General features: G+C 47.4%; 30 protein-coding genes and 1 pseudogene. 20 read left to right on the plus strand and 11 right to left on the minus strand.

Annotated features, from left to right (window positions below):
• Positions 1 to 18: 18 nt before the first annotated feature.
• Entirely contained in the window at positions 19 to 1,431 is a 1,413-nt protein-coding gene (sufB, locus tag H1R82_RS12155) for a Fe-S cluster assembly protein SufB (protein ID WP_232334001.1), read from the plus strand.
• 99 nt (positions 1,432 to 1,530) lie between these two features.
• On the opposite strand, the gene H1R82_RS12160 is transcribed toward sufB, so the two are convergent.
• On the minus strand, positions 1,531 to 1,839 hold the full coding sequence (locus H1R82_RS12160) for a DUF4870 domain-containing protein (RefSeq protein WP_181732211.1): 309 nt from the start codon (positions 1,837 to 1,839) through the stop codon (positions 1,531 to 1,533).
• 107 nt (positions 1,840 to 1,946) lie between these two features.
• Here H1R82_RS12160 and H1R82_RS14955 point away from each other — a divergent pair.
• The 5 genes and pseudogenes from H1R82_RS14955 to H1R82_RS14730 all read left to right on the plus strand — a co-directional run.
• Positions 1,947 to 2,123, plus strand: a pseudogene (locus H1R82_RS14955) (site-specific integrase); the annotation flags it as partial.
• A 59-nt stretch (positions 2,124 to 2,182) separates the two neighbouring features.
• Positions 2,183 to 2,875 carry a DUF1538 domain-containing protein gene (locus tag H1R82_RS12165; protein WP_181732212.1) on the plus strand — a complete coding sequence of 231 codons (693 nt, stop codon included), beginning with the start codon at positions 2,183 to 2,185 and terminating at the stop codon, positions 2,873 to 2,875.
• Positions 2,872 to 3,606: a DUF1538 domain-containing protein gene (locus H1R82_RS12170; protein WP_181732213.1), complete on the plus strand. Its 735-nt coding sequence runs from the start codon at positions 2,872 to 2,874 to the stop codon at positions 3,604 to 3,606. Before H1R82_RS12165 ends, H1R82_RS12170 begins: the two co-directional genes overlap by 4 nt.
• Positions 3,590 to 3,961 (plus strand): P-II family nitrogen regulator, encoded by a 372-nt coding sequence (locus tag H1R82_RS14725; protein WP_181732214.1) that lies wholly within the window; start codon positions 3,590 to 3,592, stop codon positions 3,959 to 3,961. The genes H1R82_RS12170 and H1R82_RS14725 overlap by 17 nt, the downstream gene beginning before the upstream one ends.
• Positions 3,942 to 4,280, plus strand: a complete 339-nt coding sequence (locus H1R82_RS14730) for a P-II family nitrogen regulator (protein ID WP_181732215.1) — start codon at positions 3,942 to 3,944, stop codon at positions 4,278 to 4,280. The genes H1R82_RS14725 and H1R82_RS14730 overlap by 20 nt, the downstream gene beginning before the upstream one ends.
• A gap of 223 nt (positions 4,281 to 4,503) precedes the next feature.
• Here the strand turns inward: H1R82_RS14730 and H1R82_RS12185 are convergent, their stop codons facing one another.
• From H1R82_RS12185 to H1R82_RS12210, 6 genes are all read right to left on the minus strand, one after another.
• Positions 4,504 to 4,809: a magnetosome magnetite crystal formation protein family gene (locus tag H1R82_RS12185; RefSeq protein WP_232333995.1), complete on the minus strand. Its 306-nt coding sequence runs from the start codon at positions 4,807 to 4,809 to the stop codon at positions 4,504 to 4,506.
• Between the two features lie 117 nt (positions 4,810 to 4,926).
• Positions 4,927 to 6,072 carry an N-acetyldiaminopimelate deacetylase gene (locus tag H1R82_RS12190; RefSeq protein WP_232333994.1) on the minus strand — a complete coding sequence of 382 codons (1,146 nt, stop codon included), beginning with the start codon at positions 6,070 to 6,072 and terminating at the stop codon, positions 4,927 to 4,929.
• 14 nt (positions 6,073 to 6,086) lie between these two features.
• Positions 6,087 to 7,292 carry an aspartate aminotransferase family protein gene (locus H1R82_RS12195; protein WP_181732218.1) on the minus strand — a complete coding sequence of 402 codons (1,206 nt, stop codon included), beginning with the start codon at positions 7,290 to 7,292 and terminating at the stop codon, positions 6,087 to 6,089.
• Positions 7,293 to 7,344: 52 nt separating this feature from the next.
• Entirely contained in the window at positions 7,345 to 8,052 is a 708-nt protein-coding gene (gene dapD, locus H1R82_RS12200) for a 2,3,4,5-tetrahydropyridine-2,6-dicarboxylate N-acetyltransferase (protein ID WP_181732219.1), read from the minus strand.
• A 163-nt stretch (positions 8,053 to 8,215) separates the two neighbouring features.
• Positions 8,216 to 8,437, minus strand: a complete 222-nt coding sequence (locus H1R82_RS12205) for a hypothetical protein (RefSeq protein ID WP_181732220.1) — start codon at positions 8,435 to 8,437, stop codon at positions 8,216 to 8,218.
• Positions 8,421 to 9,752: a helix-turn-helix domain-containing protein gene (locus tag H1R82_RS12210; protein ID WP_181821669.1), complete on the minus strand. Its 1,332-nt coding sequence runs from the start codon at positions 9,750 to 9,752 to the stop codon at positions 8,421 to 8,423. Before H1R82_RS12210 ends, H1R82_RS12205 begins: the two co-directional genes overlap by 17 nt.
• A gap of 277 nt (positions 9,753 to 10,029) precedes the next feature.
• Here H1R82_RS12210 and H1R82_RS12215 point away from each other — a divergent pair, with 277 nt between their 5' ends.
• The 5 genes from H1R82_RS12215 to aceA all read left to right on the plus strand — a co-directional run bounded on the left by H1R82_RS12215 (position 10,030) and on the right by aceA (position 15,321).
• The gene (locus tag H1R82_RS12215; RefSeq protein ID WP_181821671.1) at positions 10,030 to 10,854 is read left to right on the plus strand and encodes a YihY/virulence factor BrkB family protein; all 825 of its coding nucleotides are present in this window, start codon (positions 10,030 to 10,032) and stop codon (positions 10,852 to 10,854) included.
• A 6-nt stretch (positions 10,855 to 10,860) separates the two neighbouring features.
• A complete protein-coding gene (locus tag H1R82_RS12220; protein WP_181732223.1) occupies positions 10,861 to 11,943 on the plus strand; it encodes an AI-2E family transporter in 1,083 nt (360 codons plus the stop codon).
• A gap of 193 nt (positions 11,944 to 12,136) precedes the next feature.
• Positions 12,137 to 12,262, plus strand: coding sequence for a hypothetical protein (locus H1R82_RS14735; protein ID WP_255516933.1), 126 nt, complete (start codon positions 12,137 to 12,139; stop codon positions 12,260 to 12,262).
• Positions 12,263 to 12,426: 164 nt separating this feature from the next.
• Positions 12,427 to 14,013, plus strand: coding sequence for a malate synthase A (gene aceB / locus H1R82_RS12225; RefSeq protein ID WP_181732224.1), 1,587 nt, complete (start codon positions 12,427 to 12,429; stop codon positions 14,011 to 14,013).
• 27 nt (positions 14,014 to 14,040) lie between these two features.
• Positions 14,041 to 15,321 (plus strand): isocitrate lyase, encoded by a 1,281-nt coding sequence (aceA, locus tag H1R82_RS12230; RefSeq protein WP_181732225.1) that lies wholly within the window; start codon positions 14,041 to 14,043, stop codon positions 15,319 to 15,321.
• A gap of 53 nt (positions 15,322 to 15,374) precedes the next feature.
• On the opposite strand, the gene H1R82_RS12235 is transcribed toward aceA, so the two are convergent.
• Together H1R82_RS12235 and H1R82_RS12240 are read right to left on the minus strand one after the other, a co-directional pair.
• Positions 15,375 to 16,865 carry a nicotinate phosphoribosyltransferase gene (locus H1R82_RS12235; protein WP_181732226.1) on the minus strand — a complete coding sequence of 497 codons (1,491 nt, stop codon included), beginning with the start codon at positions 16,863 to 16,865 and terminating at the stop codon, positions 15,375 to 15,377.
• Between the two features lie 22 nt (positions 16,866 to 16,887).
• Entirely contained in the window at positions 16,888 to 17,295 is a 408-nt protein-coding gene (locus H1R82_RS12240) for a M67 family metallopeptidase (RefSeq protein WP_037994753.1), read from the minus strand.
• 236 nt (positions 17,296 to 17,531) lie between these two features.
• Between H1R82_RS12240 and H1R82_RS12245 the strand changes: the two genes are divergently transcribed.
• The 4 genes from H1R82_RS12245 (at position 17,532) to H1R82_RS12260 (ending at position 20,572) form a co-directional block, all read left to right on the plus strand.
• Entirely contained in the window at positions 17,532 to 18,404 is an 873-nt protein-coding gene (locus H1R82_RS12245; protein ID WP_181732227.1) for a DUF72 domain-containing protein, read from the plus strand.
• 37 nt (positions 18,405 to 18,441) lie between these two features.
• The gene (locus H1R82_RS12250) at positions 18,442 to 19,887 is read left to right on the plus strand and encodes a bifunctional metallophosphatase/5'-nucleotidase (protein WP_181732228.1); all 1,446 of its coding nucleotides are present in this window, start codon (positions 18,442 to 18,444) and stop codon (positions 19,885 to 19,887) included.
• A gap of 48 nt (positions 19,888 to 19,935) precedes the next feature.
• Positions 19,936 to 20,193, plus strand: a complete 258-nt coding sequence (locus tag H1R82_RS12255) for a DUF6154 family protein (protein ID WP_049719637.1) — start codon at positions 19,936 to 19,938, stop codon at positions 20,191 to 20,193.
• Positions 20,194 to 20,269: 76 nt separating this feature from the next.
• Positions 20,270 to 20,572: a YunC family protein gene (locus H1R82_RS12260; RefSeq protein ID WP_181732229.1), complete on the plus strand. Its 303-nt coding sequence runs from the start codon at positions 20,270 to 20,272 to the stop codon at positions 20,570 to 20,572.
• Positions 20,573 to 20,626: 54 nt separating this feature from the next.
• On the opposite strand, the gene H1R82_RS12265 is transcribed toward H1R82_RS12260, so the two are convergent.
• Positions 20,627 to 20,836: a cold shock domain-containing protein gene (locus H1R82_RS12265; RefSeq protein WP_037994743.1), complete on the minus strand. Its 210-nt coding sequence runs from the start codon at positions 20,834 to 20,836 to the stop codon at positions 20,627 to 20,629.
• Positions 20,837 to 21,006: 170 nt separating this feature from the next.
• Positions 21,007 to 21,441 (minus strand): DUF2621 family protein, encoded by a 435-nt coding sequence (locus tag H1R82_RS12270; RefSeq protein ID WP_181732230.1) that lies wholly within the window; start codon positions 21,439 to 21,441, stop codon positions 21,007 to 21,009.
• Between the two features lie 610 nt (positions 21,442 to 22,051).
• Here H1R82_RS12270 and yfkAB point away from each other — a divergent pair.
• The 5 genes from yfkAB to H1R82_RS12295 all read left to right on the plus strand — a co-directional run bounded on the left by yfkAB (position 22,052) and on the right by H1R82_RS12295 (position 25,465).
• The gene (gene yfkAB / locus H1R82_RS12275; protein ID WP_232333993.1) at positions 22,052 to 23,206 is read left to right on the plus strand and encodes a radical SAM/CxCxxxxC motif protein YfkAB; all 1,155 of its coding nucleotides are present in this window, start codon (positions 22,052 to 22,054) and stop codon (positions 23,204 to 23,206) included.
• 118 nt (positions 23,207 to 23,324) lie between these two features.
• Positions 23,325 to 23,999: a 5,6-dimethylbenzimidazole synthase gene (bluB, locus tag H1R82_RS12280; protein WP_198058700.1), complete on the plus strand. Its 675-nt coding sequence runs from the start codon at positions 23,325 to 23,327 to the stop codon at positions 23,997 to 23,999.
• A gap of 68 nt (positions 24,000 to 24,067) precedes the next feature.
• Positions 24,068 to 24,322, plus strand: coding sequence for a hypothetical protein (locus H1R82_RS12285; RefSeq protein ID WP_181732231.1), 255 nt, complete (start codon positions 24,068 to 24,070; stop codon positions 24,320 to 24,322).
• A gap of 35 nt (positions 24,323 to 24,357) precedes the next feature.
• A complete protein-coding gene (locus tag H1R82_RS12290; protein WP_181732232.1) occupies positions 24,358 to 25,050 on the plus strand; it encodes a DUF3891 family protein in 693 nt (230 codons plus the stop codon).
• Between the two features lie 22 nt (positions 25,051 to 25,072).
• Positions 25,073 to 25,465, plus strand: a complete 393-nt coding sequence (locus tag H1R82_RS12295) for a VOC family protein (RefSeq protein WP_181732233.1) — start codon at positions 25,073 to 25,075, stop codon at positions 25,463 to 25,465.
• The last annotated feature ends 101 nt before the right edge of the window (positions 25,466 to 25,566 follow it).

The raw sequence follows: 25,566 nt of genomic DNA on the forward strand, positions 1-25,566 counted from the left end.
GTGACGACAAACAACCAATTGCCGGATCTGTCGGATTACAAGTACGGTTTTCACGATAAGGATGTCTCGGTTTTCCGTTCGAAAAAAGGGCTGAGCCGGGAAGTGGTGGAAGAGATTTCCCGCATGAAAGGTGAACCGGACTGGATGCTCAAGTTTCGCTTGAAAGCATTGGAGCAGTTTTACAAAATGCCGTTGCCCAATGCCGAAAACAGCCAATGGTTTTCCCTTTTGCCCGGAAAACTGGACGATCTCGACTTTGATGATATCACTTATTATGTAAAACCGTCTGAACGCCAAGGAAGATCTTGGGACGAAGTACCGGATGAAATTAAACAAACGTTTGATAAACTGGGAATTCCGGAAGCTGAACAGAAATTCCTGGCCGGGGTTTCTGCACAGTATGAATCGGAAGTGGTTTATCACAACATGCAAAAAGAGCTCGAAGAGCAAGGCGTGATCTTTTGTGACACCGACACAGCCGTTCGTGAGTATCCGGAGCTGTTAAAAGAGTATTTCGGAACGGTGGTTCCGCCTTCGGACAACAAATTTGCCGCATTGAACAGTGCCGTGTGGAGCGGCGGAAGCTTTATTTATGTTCCAAAGGGAGTGCGTTGTGAAGTTCCGCTTCAGGCATACTTCCGGATCAATTCGCAAAACATGGGACAATTTGAACGGACTCTCATCATTGTCGACGAAGATGCTTTTGTCCATTATGTCGAAGGTTGCACGGCTCCGATCTACAGCACGGATTCGTTGCACAGTGCGGTGGTGGAAATTATCGTGAAAGACAATGCCCGCTGCCGTTACACGACCATCCAAAACTGGTCTCCCAATGTTTACAACCTGGTAACCAAACGGGCAGTTGCTTATAAAGGGGCACACATGGAATGGGTGGACGGCAACATCGGAAGCAAGCTGACGATGAAATATCCGGCTGTCATCATGAAAGGCGAAGGGGCCAAAGCGGATGTGTTGTCCATTGCCGTGGCAGGAAAAGGGCAACATCAGGATGCCGGGGCAAAAGTCGTGGCACTGGCACCAAACTGTACTTCCACGATTGTTTCCAAATCCATCAGCAAACAAGGTGGAAAAGTCACCTACCGCGGTTTGTCCAGCTTTGGAAAAAATGCAACGGGATCCAAAGCCAATGTGAAATGCGATACCTTGATTTTGGATAACGAGTCGACTTCGGATACGATTCCTTACAATGAAATCAAAAATGATGATGTGGTGTTGGAACACGAGGCAACCGTATCCAAAGTGAGTGAAGAGCAATTGTTCTACCTGATGAGCCGCGGGTTGACCGAAGACGAAGCCACACAAATGATCATCATGGGCTTCATTGAACCTTTCACCAAAGAATTGCCCATGGAATATGCGGTGGAAATGAACCGGTTAATCCGTTACGAGATGGAAGGCTCCATTGGTTGATCCCGGATCAAACCTGCCACAACTTTAGGTGGCAGGTTTTTTTATGGAAAATGGCTTTTATAAAAAAATCCCCCTTTGGAAAAAGGGGGATTTTTTTGTTTAGTGAATGAACCATTTGGCCACCGGGTACTCAAAGTACTTCTCTTTCCATGCGTAAACCATTCCCTTGACCGGATAATAAAGACCCATGATGGAAAACATAACAAGAAATGGAATACCGATCAAAACAAACGAAAACACAAAAGAGACGGAAATCAGCAGCCAGAACACGGCATGAAACACAATGGCCTGCAGTGACAGACGTTTCAAATCCCGATCTTTAAAGATGAGATAGACAATGAGCGGGAGAAGCACGGGAGCAAACCAAGTGCTTGCATGAACCAAAATTTTGATGCCTTTCTTATCCAAAAACAAAACCTCCACAACATAACAATGTTTCATTATAAAGATTCCCGGCCTCAAGGCATTTAAAACCTGTTTCTTTATCCCCCAAAACCCAAAAACCCGGTACACATGCTTACCGCATCATCCTGAGCGGGAAAAGCGGCACGAATTCTTTGCGGAAAACGTTTGGCTCTTATGAACGAGGTTTGCCCTTCTCTCCAAAAGTATTTCAATATCACTCCACCCTTTCTGAAGACCTCAAATGCCTTGGAATTTCAAAGGATGAAAAGATCCGGGCCGAAATCGACTGCTGTGAAAAAGCCAAATGCAACATACAACAAAACATGAACAGAGAGGGGAATCCGAATTGGATCAACTCAAACAGATCGGAAAAGAAGTCCTTTTATCAATTCTTCCCATGACGGCAGTGATTTTTTTGTTGCAATTCACGGTCATTGGTTTGCCTGTTGAAGTGTTTTTGCAGTTTTTAACCGGCGTGGTCATGGTGGGATTGGGATTGTTCTTGTTTTTTGTCGGGGTGGACATCGGGTTGCTTCCCATCGGTGAAATGATCGGCTCTTCCATGTCAAAGTCCGGGAAACTGAGTGTGGTAGTTTTCATCAGTGTGGTTTTGGGGTTTGCCGCCACGGTGGCTGAGCCGGATGTGATTGTCCTTGCTTCTCAAGTGGATATGGTGACCGGCGGAACGATTCCCAAAGGCATTTTGATTTCCACCGTGGCATTGGGTGTGGGTATGACGGTGGGAATTGCCATGCTTCGCATGATCTTCAACATCCCGATTCTGTATCTGTTGATGGGAGGTTACGCCATTATTTTTGTGCTTTCATTATTTGCTCCCACCGAATTTGTTCCGGTCGCACTGGACTCCGGCGGTGTCACCACCGGTCCGATGACGGTTCCCTTTATCATGGCATTGGGTGTGGGCGTGGCTTCCGTCCTGGGCGGTAAAAGTGCCTCCACGGATGGTTTCGGGTTGGTTGCATTGGCTTCGGTCGGCCCGGTGCTTTCCGTATTGTTGTTAGGGGTGGTGTATGCATGATCAATCCATTGCACGGACTGACAGATGCCATGGTTGAAGTGGCCCTTGCATTGTCTCCTTTGTTTGTGATCTTCTTGCTCTTTCAGTTCTTTTATTTAAAACTTCCTTGGCGCAAAGTGGGGAATATTGCCGTTGGATTTATCATTACTTTCTTGGGATTGGTCTTCTTTTTACAAGGGGTGCATATCGGCTTTATGCCCGTCGGTGAACAGATGGGCTTGATTCTCGGGGATCTTTCGTATAACTGGATTCTTGTTCCCATCGGGCTGTTTCTCGGATTTGCCGCCACTTTTGCAGAGCCGGCCGTAAGAATTTTGAACCAGCAGGTGGACAAAGTGTCGACCGGATCCATTCCGGAAAAGGTCATGTTATATACTGTATCCATCGGGGTTGCCGTATCGGTGGCTTTGTCCATGTTACGGGTCCTTGCTGGAATTCCTTTGTGGTACTTTATTATTCCGGGATACTTGTTGGTGTTTTTGTTGGCCCGCTTCTCAAAAGACAGTTTCACAGCGATTGCGTTTGATTCGGGAGGGGTTGCCACCGGTCCCATGACCGTGACTTTCATTTTGTCCATGGTTGTTGGCGTGGCCACCGTCATTGAGGGGCGGAACCCTTTGATGGAAGGGTTCGGCATGGTTTCGCTGGTGGCACTGGCTCCGATCCTTTCTGTATTGGTTCTGGGGATTTTATACAGAAGGAAGGAGAAAGAAAATGAGCAAAGTACCTGATCACAAATTAATTGTCACGGTGGTGAAAAAAGGGCTGGCGAAAAGGGTGGTGAGAGCCTCCAAACAAGCCGGGGCCGAAGGAGGAACGGTGATGTTCGCCAGGGGCAGCGGAATCCGTGAGTGCGTGTCGTTTCTGGGCATTCACATTGAACCGGAGAAAGAAGTGATTTTGACCTTGGTTCCCGAAGAGAAGCTGCAACCGATTTTGAAAGCGGTGAAAGAAGCGGGGGGGCTCGACCGGCCGGGAAACGGGATCGGTTTTGTCATGGATACGAAAAAAATCGCCGGGATTTCCCATTTGTTTGAACCCGGATCCCGTAAGGAGGACGAAAACAATGACTCAACCGGACATTGAATATGATTTGATTGTGACCATCGTGAACAAAGGGTTTGCACAAGAGGTCGTGGAAGCTTCCAAAAAGGCAGGCGCCGAAGGGGGCACCATCCTGCAGGGACGCGGTACTGGAATCCGCGAAAAAGCCAAGTTGTTCAATATTGTCATCGAACCGGAAAAAGAAGTGATTCTGACGCTGATTGACCGCAAAAAAACTGAACGGGTCCTGGATGCGATCATGAAAAGCGGCCAATTGGACAAACCCGGAAAAGGAATCGCTTTTGTCATGAAAGTGGAGCACACGGTCGGAATCAACCACATTCCTGCTGATTGTTTCTGATTACCGGAAAAGATCGCGATGTTTAGGTGGAACGCCCTGATCCGGCGTTATTTCACAAACGCGGCAACGATCGATTAATGATTGAGGAGCGATAAAAAGAGGCTGCCTGGACGGAGATGAGCGGGCAGCCTTTGTTCGTTTGCAGCCTGATGCCAAAAAGCACACCACCGTCCGGCATGATGTGCTTTCAAGAAACCGGACGGGCCGGAAAAAATTCGCTATTTTAATGGATAAACCATTTGGCAACAGGGTATTCATATGGTTTTTCCCACCAGGCATAAGCAATTCCCTTGACCGGGAAATAGATCAACATGATGCCGAAAATAATGGCAAAAGGAACTCCGATGATTAGAAAGGAAAGAACTTTGGAGATGAAAAACAACGGCAAGAAAATGGCATGAAAGACAAGAGCTTGTAAAGACAATCGTTTGACGTCCCGGTCCTTTACGATTAACCAAGTAATCAGCGGGAGAAGAACCGGTGCAAACCAAGTGCTTGCATGAATCAGGATTTTAATCAGCTTATTCAACGATGCAACCTCCATAACATAACATTGTTCTATTATATAGTACCCTGAGATGATCAAAAGGTAAACCTTTCTTTTCGATTTTGGGCTAAAAAAAAACATCCTCATCAGAGGATGTCATCATGTTTGCGGGCGGTTGCCCAGGTGTTCCAGGTATTTGGTCATGACTGAAACGGCGACGGGAATCGCTTCATCCCGGGGTTCCATTTGGGGATGGTGCAATCCGTACGGGGTCTCCACCCCCAGCCAAAACATAAAGCCGGGGATTTCATTTAAAAAGTAGCCAAAATCTTCTCCGGCCATCGATTCATCGCATTGCACGAGCTCGTAAGGGGTATGTTTGTCGACAAACTCCATGAAGGATTTTGTCCATTTTTCATCATTGTAGACTTGGCAGTAGTTGCATCCCCAATCGATGTCCGCCCGGCATTGAAAGCCGGTTTCGATGCCCCGGACCAATTCCCGGATCCGGCTTTTGACCAAATTCATGGACTCGATGGATTTGGTGCGGATGGTTCCTTCCAGACGCGCATGGTCCGCAATAATGTTTTGTTTCGTTCCGGCTTCGATTTTTCCGATCGTGATGATGGCGGCATCCAAAGGATCCAAATTGCGGGAAACAATGGTTTGAAGTTGTTGGACCAGTTGGGCACAGGCGATGACCATGTCATTGGCCAGATGGGGACGGGCTGCATGGCCGCCGGTCCCGTGAAGATCGATGAAAAGTTCCGATGTATTGGCAAAGAGCAACCCCGGACGCAAGGCAATGGTTCCGACCGGATATTCCGGAGCGACATGAAGCGCAAAGATGACATCCGGTCTCCATTCATTAAATTCGGGGCTTTTTAACATCGGCAAAGCGCCTCCGGGCCCTTCTTCCGCCGGCTGGAAAATGAACAGTAGGTCATCATCCGTCTCATGATGGACAAAATGCGTTAAAATGCCCAAAGCGATTGCCATGTGCATGTCGTGCCCGCATGCGTGCATATAACCTTCGTGAAGCGAGCCGAAGGGATAGGAAGTTTGTTCTTCCATCGGGAGCCCGTCCATATCCGTCCGGTAACCGATGCATTTTTTCGGGTTTTTCCCGGGAACTTTCACCAAAATGCCCGTTTTCCAAGTGCGAATGATCCGCCGGTGTTCTGGCAAGGTTTCCAGATAATTCAACAGATGCTGTTGGGTTTTGAATTCCTGAAAGCCGGGTTCCGGAATTTGATGCAACTGATGCCGCAATTCGATAAAAGGCGAAGCTTGCTTGACATCCAATCTGAACCCTCCTCTCATTGCTTTCTTGCTTGCAGGTGTTTGTTCAACGCGTTCATGAGGGTGTCAATTTCTTCTTCCGTCAGTGTCAGGGGAGGAAGCAGCCGCATCACGGTCCCGGCGGTGATATTGACCAAAATTCCGTCTTCCATCAGATTTTTTTGCAAAGATTGGAGCGCCTCCGGGGAAAGATTGGTCCGGATTCCGATCATCATGCCGCGTCCCCGGATGTTTTTAATCAGGGTTGGAAAGGTTTCTTTGAGTTCATGTAAACGGGACCACAGCAAACCGGCTGTTTTCTTTCCTTGTTCCAACATGCCTTGTTCCAATAAGACATCCAACACCGCATTTCCGAGGGCGGCGCTCAACGGGGAAGGGGCAAAGGTCGTTCCGTGATCCCCGGGTCGGAATTCATTTTGCAGTTTCTCGCCGGCGATGATTCCGCTCAGCGGCAAGCCGCCTCCGATCCCTTTTCCAAACAAAATCAAATCCGGTTTCAGTGAATAAGCCTGATAGGCGAAAAGGGTGCCCGTGCGCCCGAGCCCGGTTTGGATCTCGTCAACCAAGAAAAGCATTTCTTTGGATTGGCAGATCTGTTGAATGGTTTGCAGATATTCTTCCGTCAGCGGGATGATGCCCCCGGATCCCAAAATCGGTTCCACCAGAATGGCGGCGGGCCTGGCTTCTTCACAAACCCGGACCAATTCTTCCGGTTGGTTGGCTTCCACTTCATAAACCGGATAGTCAATCAGCGGATAATCCTGATACACCCCGGGTTGGCGGGTTAATTTTAAAGCGCCCAACGTACGGCCGTGGAAACTGTTTTTCATCACGACGATCCCTTTTTTGTCCGGTGCATGTTTCACCGACCATTTATGGACCAGCTTGATGGCTGCTTCGGTGGCTTCGGCTCCGGAATTGCCAAAATAAACCCGGCCGGTGCCGACGGTGTTTTGGACCAGCCGCTGAGCAAGGCGGATGGCCGGCGGATTGAGAAAAAGATTGGAGATGTGTAAAAAGCGGTGTCCCTGTTCATCCAACGCTTTCATCAAATGGGGATGGGAGTGCCCCAAAATATTGACGGCAAGGCCTGTGAACAGATCCAAATAGCGCTTTCCTTCCGTGTCGATCAACCAATTGTTTTCGGCCGCGGCAATGGTGACCGGCAGCCGCCGGACGGTTGGAAAAAGATACGTTTGATCCAGATGTTGCCAGTCTGACATACTTGTTCCTCCTGCAAATATAAAATGAGCCCCTGAATGGGGCCGGGATGTTTTAAAGTTCGCGCAATGCCTGAATCACTTCAGTTTTGGAACGGGTTTGGCTGTCAATGGATTTGATGACGCGTGCCGGGGTTCCTGCCACCACGCTGTTTGGGGGAACGTCTTTGGTCACGACCGCACCGGCGGCCACAACCGCTCCTTTTCCGACCCGGACCCCTTCCAGAATCACGGCATTGGCACCGATCACGACATCGTCTTCAATTACGACCGGTTTTGCAGAAGGAGGTTCAATCACGCCGGCAATCACGGCACCTGCGCCAATGTGGCAGTTTTTCCCGATGGTTCCGCGGCCGCCGACCACCACGTTCATATCGATCATGGTTCCTTCGCCAATGACGGCTCCGATATTAATCATGGCCCCCATCATAATGACTGCATTTTTCCCGATTTCCACATTTTCGCGGATGATGGCGCCCGGTTCAATCCGTGCCGGAATGTCTTTCAAATCCAAGAGAGGAATGGCCGAGTTTCGGCGGTCGTTTTCGATGACATAGTCTTCAATTTTATCTTTGTTTTCTTCAAGAATGGGTTGCAGTTCTTTCCAATCGCCGAAAACAACACCCACACCGTTTTGGATGAAAGTTTTGGCACCTTTAAAATCAATATGTTCCAAATCCCCTTTAATGTGTACTTTCACGGGAGTCTTTTTTTCGCTTTTTTGAATAAACTCAATGATTTGATGTGCATCCATTTCCTTCATTTGATACATCCTTTCTTTGTCGAAGGGTAAGGGGACACTTTTTTGTGTACCGTATCACATGAACAAAAGTATATCATATCTCCTCATTCATCGAAAACCGAAAGACTTAACGGCATTAAAAAAAGATCCTCTGAAGAGGATCCAATGCATGAATCTTCCAATTTTAAAGTCCGCCCGGCTCGCTTTGAAAAGGAGTTGCCAATCCGCCCGGTTCGCTTTGGGAGGGATCCGCTTCAATGGATAATCCACCCGGTTCGCTTTGAAAGGGAGCGATCAATCCGCCCGGTTCACTTTGAGCTGCATGAACCGCGGGACAGGCAAATCCGGTCAATCCCACAGCAGCAGCCACAACCCCGGAGAAAATAAATTTAGATGTTATTTTCATAATCCTCTACCTCCCATCTATTAAAACCTTTTTTTACATTATACATATTTCGCATGCAATTCTGAAATTCCTTTTCATCATATCCGTCATAACAGCGTGCCAAACTAAACCAAATTTTGAATTCTTTATCCTGATACTTATGTTTTTGAGATATTTCAAGCGCTTTCTTATAAGTTAAAATTGCCTCATCCCTTTGGTCGCACATCAGGCACAAATCACCGAGAATAATGAGACTGGTGCTTAAGCGGGGAGCGTCGTTAAACTTTTCAGCCAACCTGATCGCCGTTTTTAACGTCTGGCTGGCCTCGTCGTTGCGGCCTTGTTTGATGTAGAGGATGCCCAGGCGGGTGTAAACCGTGGTCAGCCGCTGGTCAGGCGGGAATTTTCCTTCCAGTTTCAAAGCCATTTTGAACGAAGTTTCTGCCATTTCCCATTCTTTTTTCGCGGTGTAAACACTGCCGAGAACCGTCCACAAATCACACATGCTGTCATACTGCTTGTTGTTTCTCGAAATCTCGATGCCTTCTGTCGCATAATCGATGGCTTCATCCAACAAGCCGGACAAGCGGGAAAATTCGGCACGCAACCAATAGAAACTGAGCAGGGTGCTGATGTCGTTGATCTGGGGGATCATATCCCATATATCTTGAACCAGGCGCATCCCTTCGGTGATTCGTCCCATGCGCTGGAGGTAAACCCCTTTGTTGCGGTATAATAAATATTTGATGTGCTGATTATCTCCTGAGTCTTTAAATGCTTCGATGCCGTTGTTTGTCATTTCCAAGGCCTGTTCGATATTGTTTTGTTTGTAACGGATCAAGCCGAGCAAAAGGTAACTGGCTGCCTCCATATTGCTTTCTTTATAAGGGTTTTGCTGTGAAATGCGAAGGGCATTATACAAGGTTCGCTCAGCCTGTTTCCATTTTTGCTTGCTCATGTAGCATTCGCCTTTGTAATAGTATGCCTGGGCGATGAACGGGTTGTTTTCATCCAGATTAAGCGCATCCAGGCGTTTTAATGCTTCATCGATCAGGCCGATTCTTCGCAATGTGGCAATGGAGAGAAGTTCGAACTTAACTTTTTTTAATTTTTCTTGCTCTTTCATGAGCATTTCTGGTAATTTACGCATGGGGAGATTCAATTTTTCCAGAAGATATGAAATTTTCTCAGGACTCACATGAGCGACCCCACGCTCGATGTTGGAAACCGTCGCCGGTGATATGTTTTCATCGGCAAGGTCTTCCAATCTCAAACCGCGGTCTTTTCGAACCTTGCGAATCACTTCACCGATTTCGTGAAGGGCCAATTGTTTCAAACCGATCACCTCACAATCCGTTAATTATTATTATATTACACCTTTTTAAAAAAAATGGGAATGAGTGTTTTTTAAACTTCTTAAATATAAAAGGAAGTTTTTTGCGGGATTTTTAAATTTGTCACTACTAAAGCAGACGGGACAAGGAAATAAAAGTAAGAAGAAAAAGAAGGAGGTTTAAAAAAGCAGAAAAGACGAAAAAAAAATTAAAAAAAGGATTCCGGTGATCCAACCGTTGCAGTTGAAATAAAATGGTTCAGCTTTGGAGGTTAACATGGTGTTTTGGGAATTCATCAGGGAATTGAAACAACGGATCTTAAAAGAAAGGCTTTATGATCTTGCCGCCCAGTTGGCATATTACTTCTTGATGTCTTTGTTTCCGTTTTTATTGTTTACGGTAACCGTGCTGGCATACCTTCCCGTTTCCAGCGATAACATTCTGCGTTTGATACGGCCTTTTGCGCCGGAAGATACGTATGTGCTTGTGGAGAACAATTTGCGGATCATATTGGATCAACAGCGGGGAGGAATTTTTTCGGTCAGTCTGATCGTCACGTTATATTTGGCTTCCATCGCTTTTCAGTCGGTTATCCGCATCTTGAATAATGCTTATCAGGTCAAACAAACCCGGCCGTTTTTCATCCAGTGGCTTTTGGGAATTGTTTTAATGATGGGGCTTTTGATCGCCATCACGGTTTCTTTGATTTTGCCGGTGTTTGGAAAGATCATCGGAGAGTTTGTGTTCGGTTTACTCGGGTTGAGTGACTTTTTTTATGAAGTATGGATTTGGCTGCGGTGGATTTTAAGCAGTTGTGTTCTGTTTCTGGTGTTTTTCTTTGTGTACAAATTTGCCCCCAACCGGAAAATCGGCACGATGGAAGCTTTGCCCGGGGCCGTTTTTTCGACGATCGGCTGGCAACTCAGTTCGCTGGCTTTTTCTTATTATGCTTCAATCAACAATTATTCACATATTTACGGAAATCTGGGTGCTATTATTGTATTGGTGGGATGGATATATTTGTCTGCGATGATATTGATATTAGGCGGGATGATTAATGCCACCTTTGGACAATTGAAAAAACGGGACAGATGGGAGAGTTGAAAGCTTATGCCGGATACAAAGGCATTTCGGATCGGATATGGGATCATTATTATATTATTGATTATTTTGCTGGCGAATCAAGTGAACTTTATTTTTCAGCCTTTGGTGGTGCTGGTGCAAACCTTGTTTTTTCCCTTTTTGCTGTCGGGGATTTTGTTTTATTTGTTCCGGCCGTTGGTCCGCTGGCTTGAGAAGAGAAAGATTCCCCGTACCATCTCCATTTTGTTGATTTACCTTGCCATTTTTGGCTTGTTGTTTTTGCTCGGCTCGTTGGTGGTACCGGTTCTTCAGGACCAGTTGACCCATTTAATCCAAAATTTGCCGGCGATCACGGATGCGGCCAAAGAAGAGTTAATCCGGTGGAGCCATCATCCGTGGGTGAGTGACAACCTGGATTGGAAGAAAATCATGACTTATGTAACCAACTATTTGAATTCCAGTTATAAAGCAATCGGCGCCAATGTCGCCAACTTTTTCCAGGTGCTCGCCAATATCGTGATGGTTTTTATCACGGTTCCCTTCATTCTTTATTTCATGTTAAAAGAAGGGGATCGCTTTCCCCATTTTATTTTGCAATGGCTCCCTGAAAAAGAACGGGATCAGGGATTGCGGATTTTGTCGGATATGGATTTTGCGCTCAGCTCATACATCAAGGGACAAATATTGGTGAGTGTTTGTGTCGGGGTTTTGGTTTACATCGGATATTTGATCATCGGCTTGGAGTATTCATTGATTTTGGCCATCATCACCATGTTTACCAACGTCATTCCGTTTCTCGGTCCGTTTCTCGGAACCATCCCCGCCGTGATTGTTGCATTGATCGATTCTCCGGGCATGGTGGTCAAAGTGCTGGTGGTCGCCATCGTTGCTCAACAGATTGAAGGGAATCTGGTTTCTCCGCTGGTGATGGGAAAAAGCTTGAACATTCATCCGTTGACCATTATCGTTTTGCTCTTGGTTGCCGGAAGCTTGGTCGGTTTTTTGGGGCTGTTGTTGGCGGTTCCGGTTTATGCCGTCGCGAAGGTGGTGTTGAGCCATCTGTACCGGTTCTTTCTGCTCCGGCGGCGCCAAAAAAGGGCGGAAGGGTGAGATTCAAATCAGTCCATCTTATGATGGGCTGATTTGAAAAAGATGAAAGAACCGCTATCTTTTTTCATATTGTAAAAGGAATAATTTAAATATTGTATAAAATATATTAATAATCACCAATCATTTGCCATCGATCCGTTGGGTTATTTCCATTTCTGATTCGCCATTCATCCAAAAAAAAGGGGGAAAAGGAATGGGAAAAGAATGGGATCCGACAGAAATCAAGATTGAATTACCCGACCCGGAATTCGAGGCGGGAATCAAAGAATTCGAGTTGACTCTCGATGAGGAATGTACCGAATTGGATATCGATATTTAAGCCGGTGGACCGCTCCGAGGAGCGGCTTTTTTATTTTTTGAAATGTAAATTCGAAAAAAATGAATTTTTCTGTTGTTATATAACAGAAACTGTGCTAATATAAATGTTGAAATCAGGAACTGTTATATAATAACAGGTGGCCAAAAATGGGGAGGAATCATGGAATGACTGAGCTGGTGTCAGAGGGAATCAGGGTTTCTAAAGAGGTGCCGCCCTTATATCGGGAAATCTTGTCCGACGATGCGTTGCAATTTATTGCCAAGTTGGCACGTGCTTTCACCCCGATGCGAGACAAACTGTTATTGAACAGGAAGGAAAGGCAGAAACGGTTGGATCAGGGGGAATTGCCGGATTTCTTGCCGGAGACCAAACACATTCGGGAAGGGGATTGGAAGATTGCCCCGTTGCCGGAGGATTTGAAGGACCGGCGGGTGGAGATCACCGGGCCGGCCGGGGACCGGAAATTGGTAATTAATGCGCTGAATTCCGGAGCCAACGTTTTTATGGCCGATTTTGAAGATGCCAATTCCCCGACCTGGAAAAACACCATTGGCGGTCAAATCCATTTGCGGGATGCGGTGAACGGGACCATTGAATATCGCAATCCGGACGGAAAAGAATACCGGCTGAAAGAGAACCCGGCTGTGTTGATCGTACGGCCGCGCGGATGGCATCTGGATGAGACGCGGATTTTGGTGGATGGAAATCCGGTTCCGGGAGGATTGGTCGATTTCGGCCTCTACTTTTTCCACAATGCCAAAAAATTGATCGAAAAAGGGTCCGGTCCTTATTTTTATCTTCCCAAACTGGAGAGTCACTTGGAAGCGCGGTTGTGGAATGATGTCTTTTTGTTTGCCGAGCATGAGCTTTCCCTCCCGAAGGGAACGATCAAAGCCACGGTATTGATTGAAACCATCATGGCCGCATTTGAAATGGACGAAATTCTCTATGAATTGCGTGAGCATTCGGCGGGACTAAACTGCGGCCGTTGGGATTACATCTTCAGCTATCTGAAACGTTTGAGAAACCATGAAAATGTGATTCTGCCGGACCGGGAACGGGTGACCATGACCGTGCCCTTTATGCGGGCATACACCTTGCTGGCCATTCAAACCTGCCACCGCCGGAATGCCCCCTGCATCGGAGGAATGGCCGCACAGATTCCGATCAAACATGATGAAAGAGCCAATGCGGAAGCCATGAAAAAAGTGCGTTTGGATAAAGAGAGAGAAGCCAAAGACGGCCATGACGGGACCTGGGTGGCTCACCCCGGTTTGGTTCCGGTGGCAAGGGAAGTTTTTGATCAATATATGACTACCCCAAACCAAATTCACAAGAAGAGAGAAGATGTCAAGATCGAGGCGAAAGATCTGTTGGCCGTGCCGGAAGGCATGATCACGGAATATGGACTTCGGAAAAACATCCGGGTGGCCATGCAGTATCTGGAGGCATGGCTCAAAGGATCCGGAGCCGCTGCGATTGACCATTTGATGGAGGATGCCGCCACGGCGGAAATCTCCAGGGCGCAGGTTTGGCATTGGATCCGGCATGAAAAAGGAATTTTGTCCGACGGCCGGAAAATCAATGCGGAATTGGTCCGCCAGTGGATTGATCAGGAATTCAACAAATTGCGCAAGAATGCGCAGGATGACAGCGTGTTGAGCCAGGCAAAAGAAATATTTTCAGAATTGGTGTTCGAGGATGAATTCAGTGAATTTTTGACCCTGAATGCCTCCCGCTATCTGGATTGATTTCATCAAGAAGAAAGGATGAGCGTAATGACTCAACAACAAGAAGCGTTGGAATTAAAAAGAGATTGGGAAGAAAATCCGCGCTGGAAGGGAATCAAACGTCCGTATACGCCTGAACAAGTGCTGAAATTGCGGGGATCGGTGAAAATCGAATATACTTTGGCCCGCAGAGGGGCTGAGCGTTTGTGGAAATTAATGGAAGAAGAATCCTTTGTGCGCGCACTGGGTGCCTTGACGGGAAACCAAGCGGTCCAACAAGTGAAAGCCGGCTTGAAAGCCATTTATTTGAGCGGTTGGCAGGTTGCCGCCGATGCCAACCTGGCCGGACAAATGTATCCGGACCAAAGCTTGTATCCGGCCAACAGTGTTCCGCATGTGGTCAAACGCATTAATCAGGCTTTGCAAAGAGCTGATCAAATTGAGCATTCGGAAGGAAAAAGGGAAAGAGAATGGTTTGCCCCGATTGTGGCGGATGCCGAGGCCGGGTTCGGAGGGCCGTTGAATGTCTTCGAGTTGATGAAGGCGATGATTGAAGCCGGAGCCGCCGGGGTGCACTTTGAAGACCAGCTGGCCTCCGAGAAAAAATGCGGGCATTTGGGCGGAAAAGTGTTGATTCCGACACAACAAGCGATTCGCAACCTGATTGCAGCCCGCTTGGCAGCGGACGTTATGGGGGTTCCCACCATCTTGATTGCCCGGACCGACGCCAATGCCGCCAAATTGATCACCAGCGACATCGATCCCTATGATCATCCGTTCATCACCGGTGAGCGGTCTCCGGAAGGGTTTTATTACCTGAAAAACGGTCTGGACACCGCGATTGCAAGAGGATTGGCTTATGCTCCGTATGCCGACCTGATCTGGTGTGAAACGTCTGAGCCCAACCTGGAGGAAGCGCGCCGGTTTGCAGAAGCCATCCATGAAAAATATCCCGGCAAATGGCTGGCTTACAACTGCTCACCGTCTTTCAACTGGAAGAAAAAATTGGATGAAAAAACGATTTCCACCTTCCAGGAAGAGCTCGGGAAGATGGGCTATAAATTCCAATTCGTCACCCTGGCCGGCTTCCATTCACTCAACCACGGAATGTTTGAACTGGCCAAAGGCTACAGTGAAAGAGGAATGGCCGCTTACTCGGAATTGCAACAGGCGGAGTTTGCAAGTCAGGAAAAAGGCTATACGGCCGTCAAGCACCAGCGTGAAGTGGGCACCGGTTACTTTGACGAAGTATCCATGGTCATTTCGGGTGGAACTTCATCGACCACCGCTTTGAAAGAGTCGACCGAAGCAGAACAATTTACGACTTGATCCCAAAAAAGAAGGACCTGCTCCAAAGCAGGTCCTTTTTGTCTGATTTTTTTTCACGGGGTGGAATCATCGGATGATTCAGTGTGGCCGTTTTCCTCGGTTTTGATCGTTTGATACACTTTTTGGATCATTTCTTCTTTCGTTTTCCAAAGTTTGGTCGACAAGTTCACATGATATTCTTCAGGGTTTAAGATCCGTAAATATTCTTCCCAAAACTGGGAAAGCTGTTCCCGGTGATAAGCGCGGATCTCGCTGAGTGAAGGGAGATCATAAACCAGTTTTCCGTTTTGAAAAATTGGTTTTAATAACGGAACCGCCTTAAAACGCTTCATTTTTTTGCGACGGAACGTGTGAACCGGATGGAACAGCGTGAGCGGTTTGTTTTCATCGATTCGTTCATCGGTGAGTGTGAGCAAGTCACCGTGTGCTTTGTTTTTCCGGTCGAGAATCCGGTATACGTTTTTGCGGCCCGGTGTCGTCACTTTGGCCGGATTGGAAGAAATTTTGATCGTGGGTTCCCACACCCCGTTTTCATAGCGGGAAACCATTTTATACACGGCTCCCAAGGCGGGGGTGTCATAAGCCGTGATCAGTTTGGTGCCGATTCCCCATGAATCCACTTTAGCTCCTTGCGATTTCAGGTTTAAAATCGTGAATTCATCCAGGTCGCTCGAGGCGACGATTTTTGTATCCGTCAGTCCGGCTTCATCCAGCATCCGGCGGGCTTGCTTGGACAAATAAGCGAGATCCCCGCTGTCGATCCGGATTCCCTTCAGGGTTTTTCCTTGTTTTTTGAGTTCTTTTCCCACTTGGATGGCATGCGGAAGGCCGCTTCGCAAGGTGTTGTAAGTGTCCACCAAAAGTACACAATGGTCGGGAAATGCTTTGGCATAAGCGCGAAACGCTTCCAATTCGCTCGGGAAATCCTGAATCCATGCATGGGCGTGGGTTCCGCTGGTGGGGATGCCGAATTTTTTCCCGGCCAATGTGTTCGAGGTTGCATCAAAACCGGCCAGATAAGCGGCGCGGGCGCCCCAGATGGAAGCGTCTTTTTCCTGTGCACGCCGGGTCCCGAATTCCATGAGCTGTTCATCGGGTGCCACATGCCGGATTCTTGCCGCTTTGGTTGCGACCAGGCTTTGGAAGCCGATAAAATTGAGAAGCGCGGTTTCGATTAATTGCAATTCAATGATGGAGCCTTCGGCACGCAGCATGGGAACTCCCGGGAACGTAAGGGTTCCTTCCGGGAGGGCATAAATATTTCCGGTGAAACGAAAGTTTCTCAGGTAATCGAAAAACGCCGGGTCAAATGGTTCGTCAAAGGATTTGATATATTCAATGTCCTCTTCCGTAAAACGCAGATTCATCAAATAGTGAACGGCTCTTTCGAGCCCGGCGAAAACCGTATATCCGTTGCCGAAAGGAAGTTTGCGAAAATATAAATCAAATGCCCGCTGATGGTGGTGGGTTCCATTTTTAAAGTGGGCATACATCATTGTCAGTTGGTATTTGTCGGTGTGCAATGCTGAAATCTGTTCATTCATGGTGTAAACTCCTGTTCTACATTCATTCGATGATCTTAAACATGAGCGGAATGGCTTTGCGATCATGTATATAGTAAGCGCAAAATTGCATTTCTTTATCCTTTAAGGACATGATCCACAAGCTTTTGTTTGCAAAACTCCATGCAGACAGATCCCGGTTTGAGGGGTAGGCTTGAGTCAGCGGGTGTGAACGCATGACGCCCAGCCACTCCAATTGATTGGAACGGATTTGTTTAATGATGTCAAAATAGGCGCTGGGTTCCGGTTCCAATGAACAAGGTGTGCGGTTTTGGCTGGGAACGGGAAAAAAATGCGTGATGGTGGTGAGATGTCCCGCTAAAAAACCATACCCTTCGTCAGGGTATTTTTTATAGCAATACTCTTTGATTTGCTCTACGACATGCTGATGAATGGTATAATAGGACGGCATGAATCCGGCCCCCTCATCGGAATTTGCATTTAAAGGAGTCTGCCATTATTTTATATTTCTATAAATAGAAAGTCTATGCCGGATTTCAAAGCGGGAAGCCGCTTGCGCCCCTTTCCCAGTTTTTGGTTGCCGGCGGAGAGGGGGGTTCCGGATGCCTTTCATTTTTTTTGCTTTATACAAATGGTAAAATAAAAGATATTTAGTCTTTTGTTGAATTGGGGAAAGGCGGAGGAAAGATGAGCGAAATCATAAACCCGGTTCAGGTGGGTTTATGCGGGTGGGGCGACCATGACATCTATCCGCCCGGAACCCGGTCCCATGAGAAACTGGCCATTTATGCCGGTCATTTTCCGGTGGTTGAATTGGACAGTACATTCCATGCCATTGCCCCGCCGGACAGGATGGAGCGTTGGGCACAGGAAACACCGGTTTCTTTCCGGTTTGTGGTGAAGGCTTACCGGGAGCTGACCGGACATGGCCGCCTGGAGCGTGCTCCGGTCCGGACGTGGATGGAGCTGGTGGAGGAAATGAAAGATTCGGTGGAACCGTTGATCAAACATGGAAAATTGTCGATGTTGCTGTTTCAGTTTCCACCGTGGTTTGACTGCACCAAAAAGCATGTGAAATATATCCGGCGGGTTCGCGAAGCATTTCGTGATTATCCGGTGGCGATTGAGTTCCGGCATCAAAGCTGGTTTTTACCCCGGTTTAAATCTTCCACCCTTCGTTTTTTGCGGGAGGAAAAACTGATCCATACCATTTGCGATGAACCCCAGGCGGGGGAAGGATCGGTTCCTCCGGTTGTCGAAGTCACCCATCCGCAGCATGCCCTCATCCGCATGCACGGAAGGAATTTGGAAGGATGGAACAACACCGGGCAACCCAACTGGCGGGATGTGCGGTATGCGTACCGCTATTCGGACGAAGAATTGGATGAATGGAAACATATCATCGAGCAGTTAAAGCACCGGACAGGTCAGGTGACCGTGCTTTTCAACAACAACTCACAAGGGGACGCAGCCGGAAATGCCAAGCAGATGATTGGCAAACTGAATCTTACCTTTAGCGGACTGGCTCCGAGACAGCTGACTTTTTTCGAAGAGTTGTGAGAATGTCGCAGCCAAAAACAGGGGTGAGGGGATTTTCTTGAGCCGATTGAAACGAATTCATCTATTGCATACCAACGACTTGCACAGTCATTTGGATCAGGCCGGGAAGATTTACACGCAAGTGGATTTGTTGCAGAAGCAATTCGAAGAAAAAGGAGAACCGCATTTTCTTTTGGATATCGGGGACCATATGGACCGGTTCCGGTTGGAAACCGAAGGGACCGACGGCAGGGTCAACCGCGCTTTGCTGGAGAGAACCGGTTACGATATGGTTACTTTTGGCAACAATGAACTGTTGACCTTTTCCAAAGAACAATTGGGGATGTTGTATGATGATGCGCCTTTTTCGGTGGTGTCCACCAATGTTTTTGATGTAAACGGGGTGGAACGGCCGGATTGGATTGTTCCTTACGAATGGAAAGATGCCGGCGGCATCCGTGTGTGTTTTCTGGCGGCGACGATCCCTTATCCCCGGGTGTATGAAATGATGGGCTGGCAGGTGAAAAATCCTTTGGCCATCCTTGGGCAAATGGTTGAATCATTGCGCAACCAGGCGGACATCATTGTATTGCTTTCCCATTTGGGTTTGGGAAACGACCGGAAGCTGGCCGAACAAATTGACGGAATCGACATCATCATTGGCGCACATACCCATCACTTGCTGGAAAAAGCCGAGAAAGTGCGAAATACATATTTGGCTGCAGCGGGTAAATTCGGGCAGGCGGTCGGCCAAGTGACGGTTTTCTTTGATGAAACCACCCGGTCGGTTCAGGATGTAACCGCATGCTGCCATGATCTGGCAGGGCAGGTGCCTGATGAAAGCATCAATTTGTTGATTCGCCGCTACAAAGAGCGGGCCGAGCAAAACTTGGCCCAACCCGTTGCCCGTTTGGAGGAACCGCTCACCGTCGACTGGAATGCGGAGTCGCCTTTTGCCAATTTGTTGGCGGACAGTATCCGGGATTGGGTCGGGGCGGATGTGGCCTTGGTCAACAGCGGTCAATTATTGTGTGATTTGCCCAAAGGAACAGTTACCTTGGAAATGATTCACCAGACGTGTCCGCATCCGATTAATCCGGTGTTGGTTGAAATCAGCGGAAGGGATTTGAAAAATGCGCTGGAAGAGTCTCTGCTTTCAGAGTTTCAACAAAAACCGATCCGCGGTTTCGGCTTTCGCGGAGAAATTTTGGGGACCCTGAGTGTATCGGGAATCGAGGTGCGGTTTGACCCGAAGCGCAAGCCGTATCAAAAGATTACATCCATCCGGTTTGGGGAAAAAGGGGAATGGAAAGAAGAGGAAACCTATTTGGTGGGCATGATTGATATGTTTATATTCGGGGCCGGTTATCTGTCTTTAAAAAACGCGAGGTTAATCAAGTACTTTCTTCCTGAGTTTTTGCGGGATTTGCTGGCTTATCAGCTTAAGAAACCGGTGGCCGTCGAACGATGCAAAGAACGCAGGTTTTTCAAAGCCGGCAACTGAGAACGAACGTAAGTCCCATGAATTCAATAAGGATTTGGAGGTTGTTGCATGAGTTTTGTGGATGAAGTTTACGATTTGTATCGCGATCAATTAAATGATGATGAAGAAGATGCCGTGGCCATTGTACTCAGCATCCTGGAGGAGCAGTCCCGTGAACATATGATGCAGCTCATTGAGCAGATGGATGATGATGAAATCACGCAAATGCTGGGAGTTTATCTGGTCGAAATGTTGAAGCTGAAAATGGTTCAGGACGGGAAATTGCCCCGTTTGCGTTCGGTTTCCCCGGTCACCCGTTATCATTGATCCGGAAGATTTCCTCACATGCACCGTTTGTGGCACATACATTGTATAAAAACGGTTCGCATGAGGAGGGAATCGGATGATCCAATTGAAACCTTTGGATATTGAAGGAAAGCAAGTTTTGGGAATCGAAGTCAAATTGCCGAAAACAACCTTGTTGGTGATTACGACCGATAAAGGATATATTATGTGTGGTGCTTTGGATGTCGCGTTGTTAAATGAACGGCTTTCGGAGCGGAATATCATTGCGGCGCGGGCGCTGGGGGTCCGAACCTTGGAGCAGTTGTTGGATGCACCGCTGGAATCGGTCACGCATACGGCGGAGGAGAAAGGAATCAAGCCGGGGATGACCGGACGGCAAGCACTGCTGCGGATGATTTGAAAAAAGATGAAAAAAGCACTTTCCATTGGAAAGTGCTTTGTTGTCTGTGTTGAATCAGCGTACGGAGTTCAAACGTACGACATTGGCAGATTGGGGACCGCGGTCTCCTTCCACAATGTCGAATTCAACAGGTTCGCCTTCTTCAAGTGTTTTGAATCCTTCAGATTGAATGGCCGAATAATGAACAAATACATCTCCGCCGTCTTCGCGTTCAATGAATCCATAACCTTTTTCGGCGTTAAACCATTTCACTGTTCCCTTCATCTCAGGGCCTCCTTCTTTCCATTAAAAAGCGGCCAAACTCAAGCACTTGAAAACCTATTGTTTCGAAACAAGAGGCCACAAGATGAAACTTGACTTACGATACCAGCTTTTTAACTCATTATGTACCTAAGTTTACCACGTTGAGCGGGAAGTGGCAAGTTTTTTCCGTGTCATTCCAAAAGATGTTGGTATTTGGAAAGATCAATCTGTTTTTCTTTCAGTTTTTTGATGAGCCACTTGTGGTCCCGTTTCGGGGTGGCCAGAATATAACCGCGGATAATATATTCCTCATGTAATGACTCGGCTTGGTCTTTCAAAGCCAATTCCCCGATTTTTGCCGCAATCTTTTGTTTGGCCACATCCCGGAACAATTGGGGGACCGGCTGGACAAGTTCGTTTAAAAGTTCTTTTTGCTCCTGATTCCACAAATGAAGGGTTTCTTTTATGTAATATTCCTGCCAATCAAGAACCGATTTTCCATCTTCTTTGGGAAGGGCTTTTAAAAACTTGCGAAACATAAAATAACCGCCAATGGCGAGAAAAACGAGAAAACCAATCCAAAAGAACAAATAGATCCACTGCAGCCAGGCTGGTCCGATGCTCATCGCGGCTTCACCTCTTCTCTGCTTCTATCTAAAGAGTTATTATAAAGGAGAGGAAAAACGGAGTAAATAAAAAACGCCTTCATCCTTGTTTTCCCGGATGAAGGCGTTTATAAGATCCACTGATTATACCAACAAACTAATTCCATAACCGATCAGTCCCCAACATGGAATGCTTAATAACACCGCGTTAAATAATCCTGCCATTGGTTTCATCTGGCATACCTCCCGTGAATTCTCCAGTGAATTGGTTTCTGTGTATGATCAGGTTCAGCCGGCCAGCAAGCGGATGCCGAAGTAAATCATCGTCCAAACCGGAACACTCATCAACACTGCGTTAAATAATCCAACCGATGCGTGATTCATTGGTGTTTTCCCTCCGTGACCTCTTTGTTGATTTTATTATAGCGGCCCCGGGAATGGTTTGTCTTTGATTTCGGGTAAATGTAAAGTACATGTAATAATGGGGTTAAATTAAAGAAACAGATCGACCGGTTTGTTACATACGGAAGCTTTTTGTAAAAATAAGCGGGCATTGCGCCCGAAAGATCGTTGCGTTATATTCATACACAGTGTTTCATGTATTGCAGGCTGGTTAAAAGGAGCAATGGCCATGATAAGTATGACAAATGAAAAAAAAGAACTGACACCTGATTGGGATCCTTGGGACCCTTGGTATACAAGAGTTGAAAAAGGCAGGTACGAATTGACAAGCGTGGAATTCACAGTGACACAGTTGTGTAATCTTCGCTGTGAACATTGTGCGGTCGGGGAGGAACTGGTGGAAAGGGAAGGCATTCCGATTCCGGTCGAACAATTGATTGCGGCTTTGGAGGAGATCGATACCTTACAAACGGTCAGCATCACCGGCGGAGAGCCGGTTTTAAATCCCAAAGTCGTCCAAAACACCATCCAACCCTTGTTGAAATATTGCAAGGAGCGCGGGATCTACACGCAATTGAATTCCAATCTTACGTTGCCGCTGAACCGGTATCTGGATTGGATTGACGATTTGGATGTCCTGCATATTTCATATAATTACCGGGATGAAAAAGATTTTTACCGGATGGCCTTTAAAAACTTCGGAAAGGAAATCAACCCGAAAGTGGCGGACCGGTTGTATGAACAGATGATCGATAATGCCCGTGAGCTTTCAAAACGGGGGGTTTTTGTTTCGGCGGAATCCCTCTTGAGCCCGTTTACGGCCAAATATATTGAAAAAATGCACCAAACCGTTGCAGAAATGGGATGCAAACGGCATGAAGTCCATCCTTTGTACCCCAGTGACTTTGCCAAAAACATGGAGCTTTTGAGCCTGGATGAATATCGGGAAACCGTGTGGAAACTGTTGGACCACCGGCATCCAGACGTATGGATTTTGTTTGGAACCCTTCCTTTTTATCCGTGCAGTGACCGGGAAGAAGACCGCGAATTGTGGAGGCGTCTGCATCAGGAGGACAACGTGACCGTCCGCCAGGATCCGGACGGACGCAACCGGTTGAATGTGAATGTTTTCACCGGGGATGTGATTGTGACCGACTTCGGGGATGTTCCTCCGCTCGGAAACATTCATCGGGACCGGCTCAGCGATGTGTTTGACCGTTGGCTCAACAGTCCGGTTGCCAAAGAAGTTCATTGTTTTTGCAAAGAAGCACGTTGTGCCGGGCCCAATCTGCTGGTGAAAAACGCTTACTATCCCCGTTGGGATTTCCAAACCCGGCAGGCCAAAGTCAGGGTGGATCGCCGTGAAACATCAGATCTTCTGTAGAAAACCATCTTAAAAAAGGAATATAATAGAAGTGAGGGCCGAACAAAGTTCCGGCCACCGAAAGCGAATGTCCGGCAAGGCATTCTTGTCACCGGGTGAAAATGAGGGAGGCATTCGTTTGCACGATACTTTTTCCAAAGAGGAACAGGAAGTGATTTACCGGGTGATCCGCGCCCGTCGGGACATCCGTCATTTTTCAGGTAAGCCGGTTCCCAAGGATGCGTTGAAGAGAATTTTAGAGGCGGCTCATTTTGCGCCTTCAGTCGGGTTTATGCAACCGTGGAATTTTATTTTTGTAAACTCTTATGCATTGCGCCGGTCCATTAAGGATCAATTTATCAAGACCAACCGTGAACAATTGGAGAAAATCCCGGAAGCCCAGCGGAAAAAGTTGTACCGGGATTTAAAGTTGGAAGGGATCATGGAAGCGCCGGTGAATGTGGCAGTCACCTGTGACCGGAATCGCGATGCCCCTTTTGTGTTGGGGCGCGGGCCCATGCCGGAGACCGATTTGTTCAGCACGTGTCTGGCCATCCAAAACATGTGGCTGGCAGCCCGTGCCGAGGGCATCGGAATCGGCTGGGTCAGCATTTTGGATCAAGAGAAAACGGAGAAACTTTTGAAGCTGCCGGAAGGCGTCCGGTTGGTTGCCTATCTTTGCATCGGGTATCCGGTTGAATTCCGGCCCAGGCCCATGCTGGAAGAGAAAGGCTGGAAAAACCGCTTGGATTTGTCCAAACTGATTTATGAAAACGAGTGGGGAAACCCGTTGGATCTGGAGCAGATGGAGTGAGACCCGGAAGCCAAATTTCTTGTTTTGGAAGTTTGGCTTTTCTTTTTACAAGAAAGGGGGAAGCTATGATGGATGTTTTTCAACGGTTTGTACAGCAAAATGTGGATCAGGTTCAAACGGCAAAGTCGGAACGGGTGGTGATTTTGCCGAGGGAGTTGGAAAGGTCGTTTGAGCATTATTGCCGAAAAAGGAACCTGAGTTTCAACGAAGCCCTTGTAAAGTTGATGGAAGAAGCGTGCAAATCGGAGCAAAAAGGAAAAAAAGATCAAAAGAAAGATGAACAGGAACCCGATGCGGCTTTGTTTATGAATGACGCTTTATAAAGCGGTGTAAAGGGCTTGAAAAGGAGAGGCTTCGAATGATCGTCAGAAAACGGGGGAAGTATTTCATTCTGATTAAACAACATGACCATGCGTTGATCGCAGGGGAAATGGCGGCGCACATCGATGAGCCGATTCAGCCCCTCGCCAAAACGCTGTTTGCCATTTCCCACCATGATATCGGGTGGGAAGAGCTGGACCGATCCGTGCTTTGGGATGAAAAAACCAATCATCCGGTCAGCTTTTACGAATATCCGTTATTGCCCAAATTGGAAGCCTATACCCGGGGGATTTCCAAAGTGGTTGCCAATGATCATTATGCCGGTTTTTTATGCAGCAAGCATTACGCTTCTTTTTTTACCAATGAGACCGATCCCGCCTGCCGCAGGTTCCGGGAACAGGAATTGGCCAGACAAAATCAGTTGCGGGAATATTTCACGGAAACCGAAGAAGAAAATATCGCGCGCAACTTCCGGTTGCTGCAATTTTGTGATCAGTTGTCGCTTTTTGTTTGCCTCAATGAACCCGGGGAAAATACCTTCCCGTTGTATAAAGACGGGATCTTCTATCAGGGGAAGCGGTATGAGTGGATCTGGGAAGGAAAAGACCGGTTGCGTCTTTCCCCCAACCTGTTCAAACAGTCCTACTCCATTGAAATCCCCTATCAAATGGTGGATTCCTACCGCCGCCTGGTCGGAAGCCAGACATACACACTGCATGTGACGGTGTGACGGAAACGGAGGAGAAGGGCGGATGAACGTCAGCGGTTTCAATCACCTCACCCTGAGAGTGAGGGACTTGGAGCAAAGTCTTCGGTTTTATTGCGGTCTTTTGGGAATGAAACTGGTGCACAAAGGCCGGAAGGACGTTTATCTGGAATGGGGGAATGCCTGGATATGCTTATTGGAAAGGCCGGATGATGGTTCCATCGCAGCCGGCCCGGGAATGGACCATGTGGCTTTTTCCATCCGGGAACCGGATTTTTTTCGAGCAGTTTCCCTGTTAAAAGAGCATCGGGTGGAGATGGTGAGGGAACCGGTTTACCGGGGAGGAGGATGGTCCGTTCAGTTTAAAGATCCGGATGGCATCGTGCTGGAGCTTTTTACAGGAAATTTAGAGAAAAGAATGATTCATTGGACAGCTTGAATCACGCAGGGAAAGGCCGGTTCACAAAAATTGCCGTTTTTTTTGGTCTGCAATGTCGCAGATGAAAAAAAACGGCTTTTTTAATATAAAAAATTTAATAA

The sequence above is a fragment of the Thermoactinomyces intermedius genome (assembly GCF_013912365.1).
GTDB classification, from domain to species: domain Bacteria; phylum Bacillota; class Bacilli; order Thermoactinomycetales; family Thermoactinomycetaceae; genus Thermoactinomyces; species Thermoactinomyces intermedius.

What these genes read in the sequence shown, in the direction of transcription:
- H1R82_RS12170 (WP_181732213.1), top strand. Translation starts at nt 2,872, where the DNA reads ATGATCAATCCATTGCACGGACTGACAGATGCCATGGTTGAAGTGGCC.
- H1R82_RS14725 (WP_181732214.1), top strand. Translation starts at nt 3,590, where the DNA reads ATGAGCAAAGTACCTGATCACAAATTAATTGTCACGGTGGTGAAAAAA.
- H1R82_RS14730 (WP_181732215.1), top strand. Translation starts at nt 3,942, where the DNA reads ATGACTCAACCGGACATTGAATATGATTTGATTGTGACCATCGTGAAC.
- H1R82_RS12195 (WP_181732218.1), bottom strand. Translation starts at nt 7,292, where the DNA reads ATGTCAGACTGGCAACATCTGGATCAAACGTATCTTTTTCCAACCGTC.
- dapD (WP_181732219.1), bottom strand. Translation starts at nt 8,052, where the DNA reads ATGAAGGAAATGGATGCACATCAAATCATTGAGTTTATTCAAAAAAGC.
- H1R82_RS12205 (WP_181732220.1), bottom strand. Translation starts at nt 8,437, where the DNA reads ATGAAAATAACATCTAAATTTATTTTCTCCGGGGTTGTGGCTGCTGCT.
- H1R82_RS12220 (WP_181732223.1), top strand. Translation starts at nt 10,861, where the DNA reads ATGCCGGATACAAAGGCATTTCGGATCGGATATGGGATCATTATTATA.
- H1R82_RS14735 (WP_255516933.1), top strand. Translation starts at nt 12,137, where the DNA reads ATGGGAAAAGAATGGGATCCGACAGAAATCAAGATTGAATTACCCGAC.
- aceB (WP_181732224.1), top strand. Translation starts at nt 12,427, where the DNA reads ATGACTGAGCTGGTGTCAGAGGGAATCAGGGTTTCTAAAGAGGTGCCG.
- aceA (WP_181732225.1), top strand. Translation starts at nt 14,041, where the DNA reads ATGACTCAACAACAAGAAGCGTTGGAATTAAAAAGAGATTGGGAAGAA.
- H1R82_RS12235 (WP_181732226.1), bottom strand. Translation starts at nt 16,865, where the DNA reads ATGAATGAACAGATTTCAGCATTGCACACCGACAAATACCAACTGACA.
- H1R82_RS12240 (WP_037994753.1), bottom strand. Translation starts at nt 17,295, where the DNA reads ATGCCGTCCTATTATACCATTCATCAGCATGTCGTAGAGCAAATCAAA.
- H1R82_RS12245 (WP_181732227.1), top strand. Translation starts at nt 17,532, where the DNA reads ATGAGCGAAATCATAAACCCGGTTCAGGTGGGTTTATGCGGGTGGGGC.
- H1R82_RS12255 (WP_049719637.1), top strand. Translation starts at nt 19,936, where the DNA reads ATGAGTTTTGTGGATGAAGTTTACGATTTGTATCGCGATCAATTAAAT.
- H1R82_RS12260 (WP_181732229.1), top strand. Translation starts at nt 20,270, where the DNA reads ATGATCCAATTGAAACCTTTGGATATTGAAGGAAAGCAAGTTTTGGGA.
- H1R82_RS12265 (WP_037994743.1), bottom strand. Translation starts at nt 20,836, where the DNA reads ATGAAGGGAACAGTGAAATGGTTTAACGCCGAAAAAGGTTATGGATTC.
- H1R82_RS12270 (WP_181732230.1), bottom strand. Translation starts at nt 21,441, where the DNA reads ATGAGCATCGGACCAGCCTGGCTGCAGTGGATCTATTTGTTCTTTTGG.
- yfkAB (WP_232333993.1), top strand. Translation starts at nt 22,052, where the DNA reads ATGATAAGTATGACAAATGAAAAAAAAGAACTGACACCTGATTGGGAT.
- H1R82_RS12285 (WP_181732231.1), top strand. Translation starts at nt 24,068, where the DNA reads ATGGATGTTTTTCAACGGTTTGTACAGCAAAATGTGGATCAGGTTCAA.
- H1R82_RS12290 (WP_181732232.1), top strand. Translation starts at nt 24,358, where the DNA reads ATGATCGTCAGAAAACGGGGGAAGTATTTCATTCTGATTAAACAACAT.
- H1R82_RS12295 (WP_181732233.1), top strand. Translation starts at nt 25,073, where the DNA reads ATGAACGTCAGCGGTTTCAATCACCTCACCCTGAGAGTGAGGGACTTG.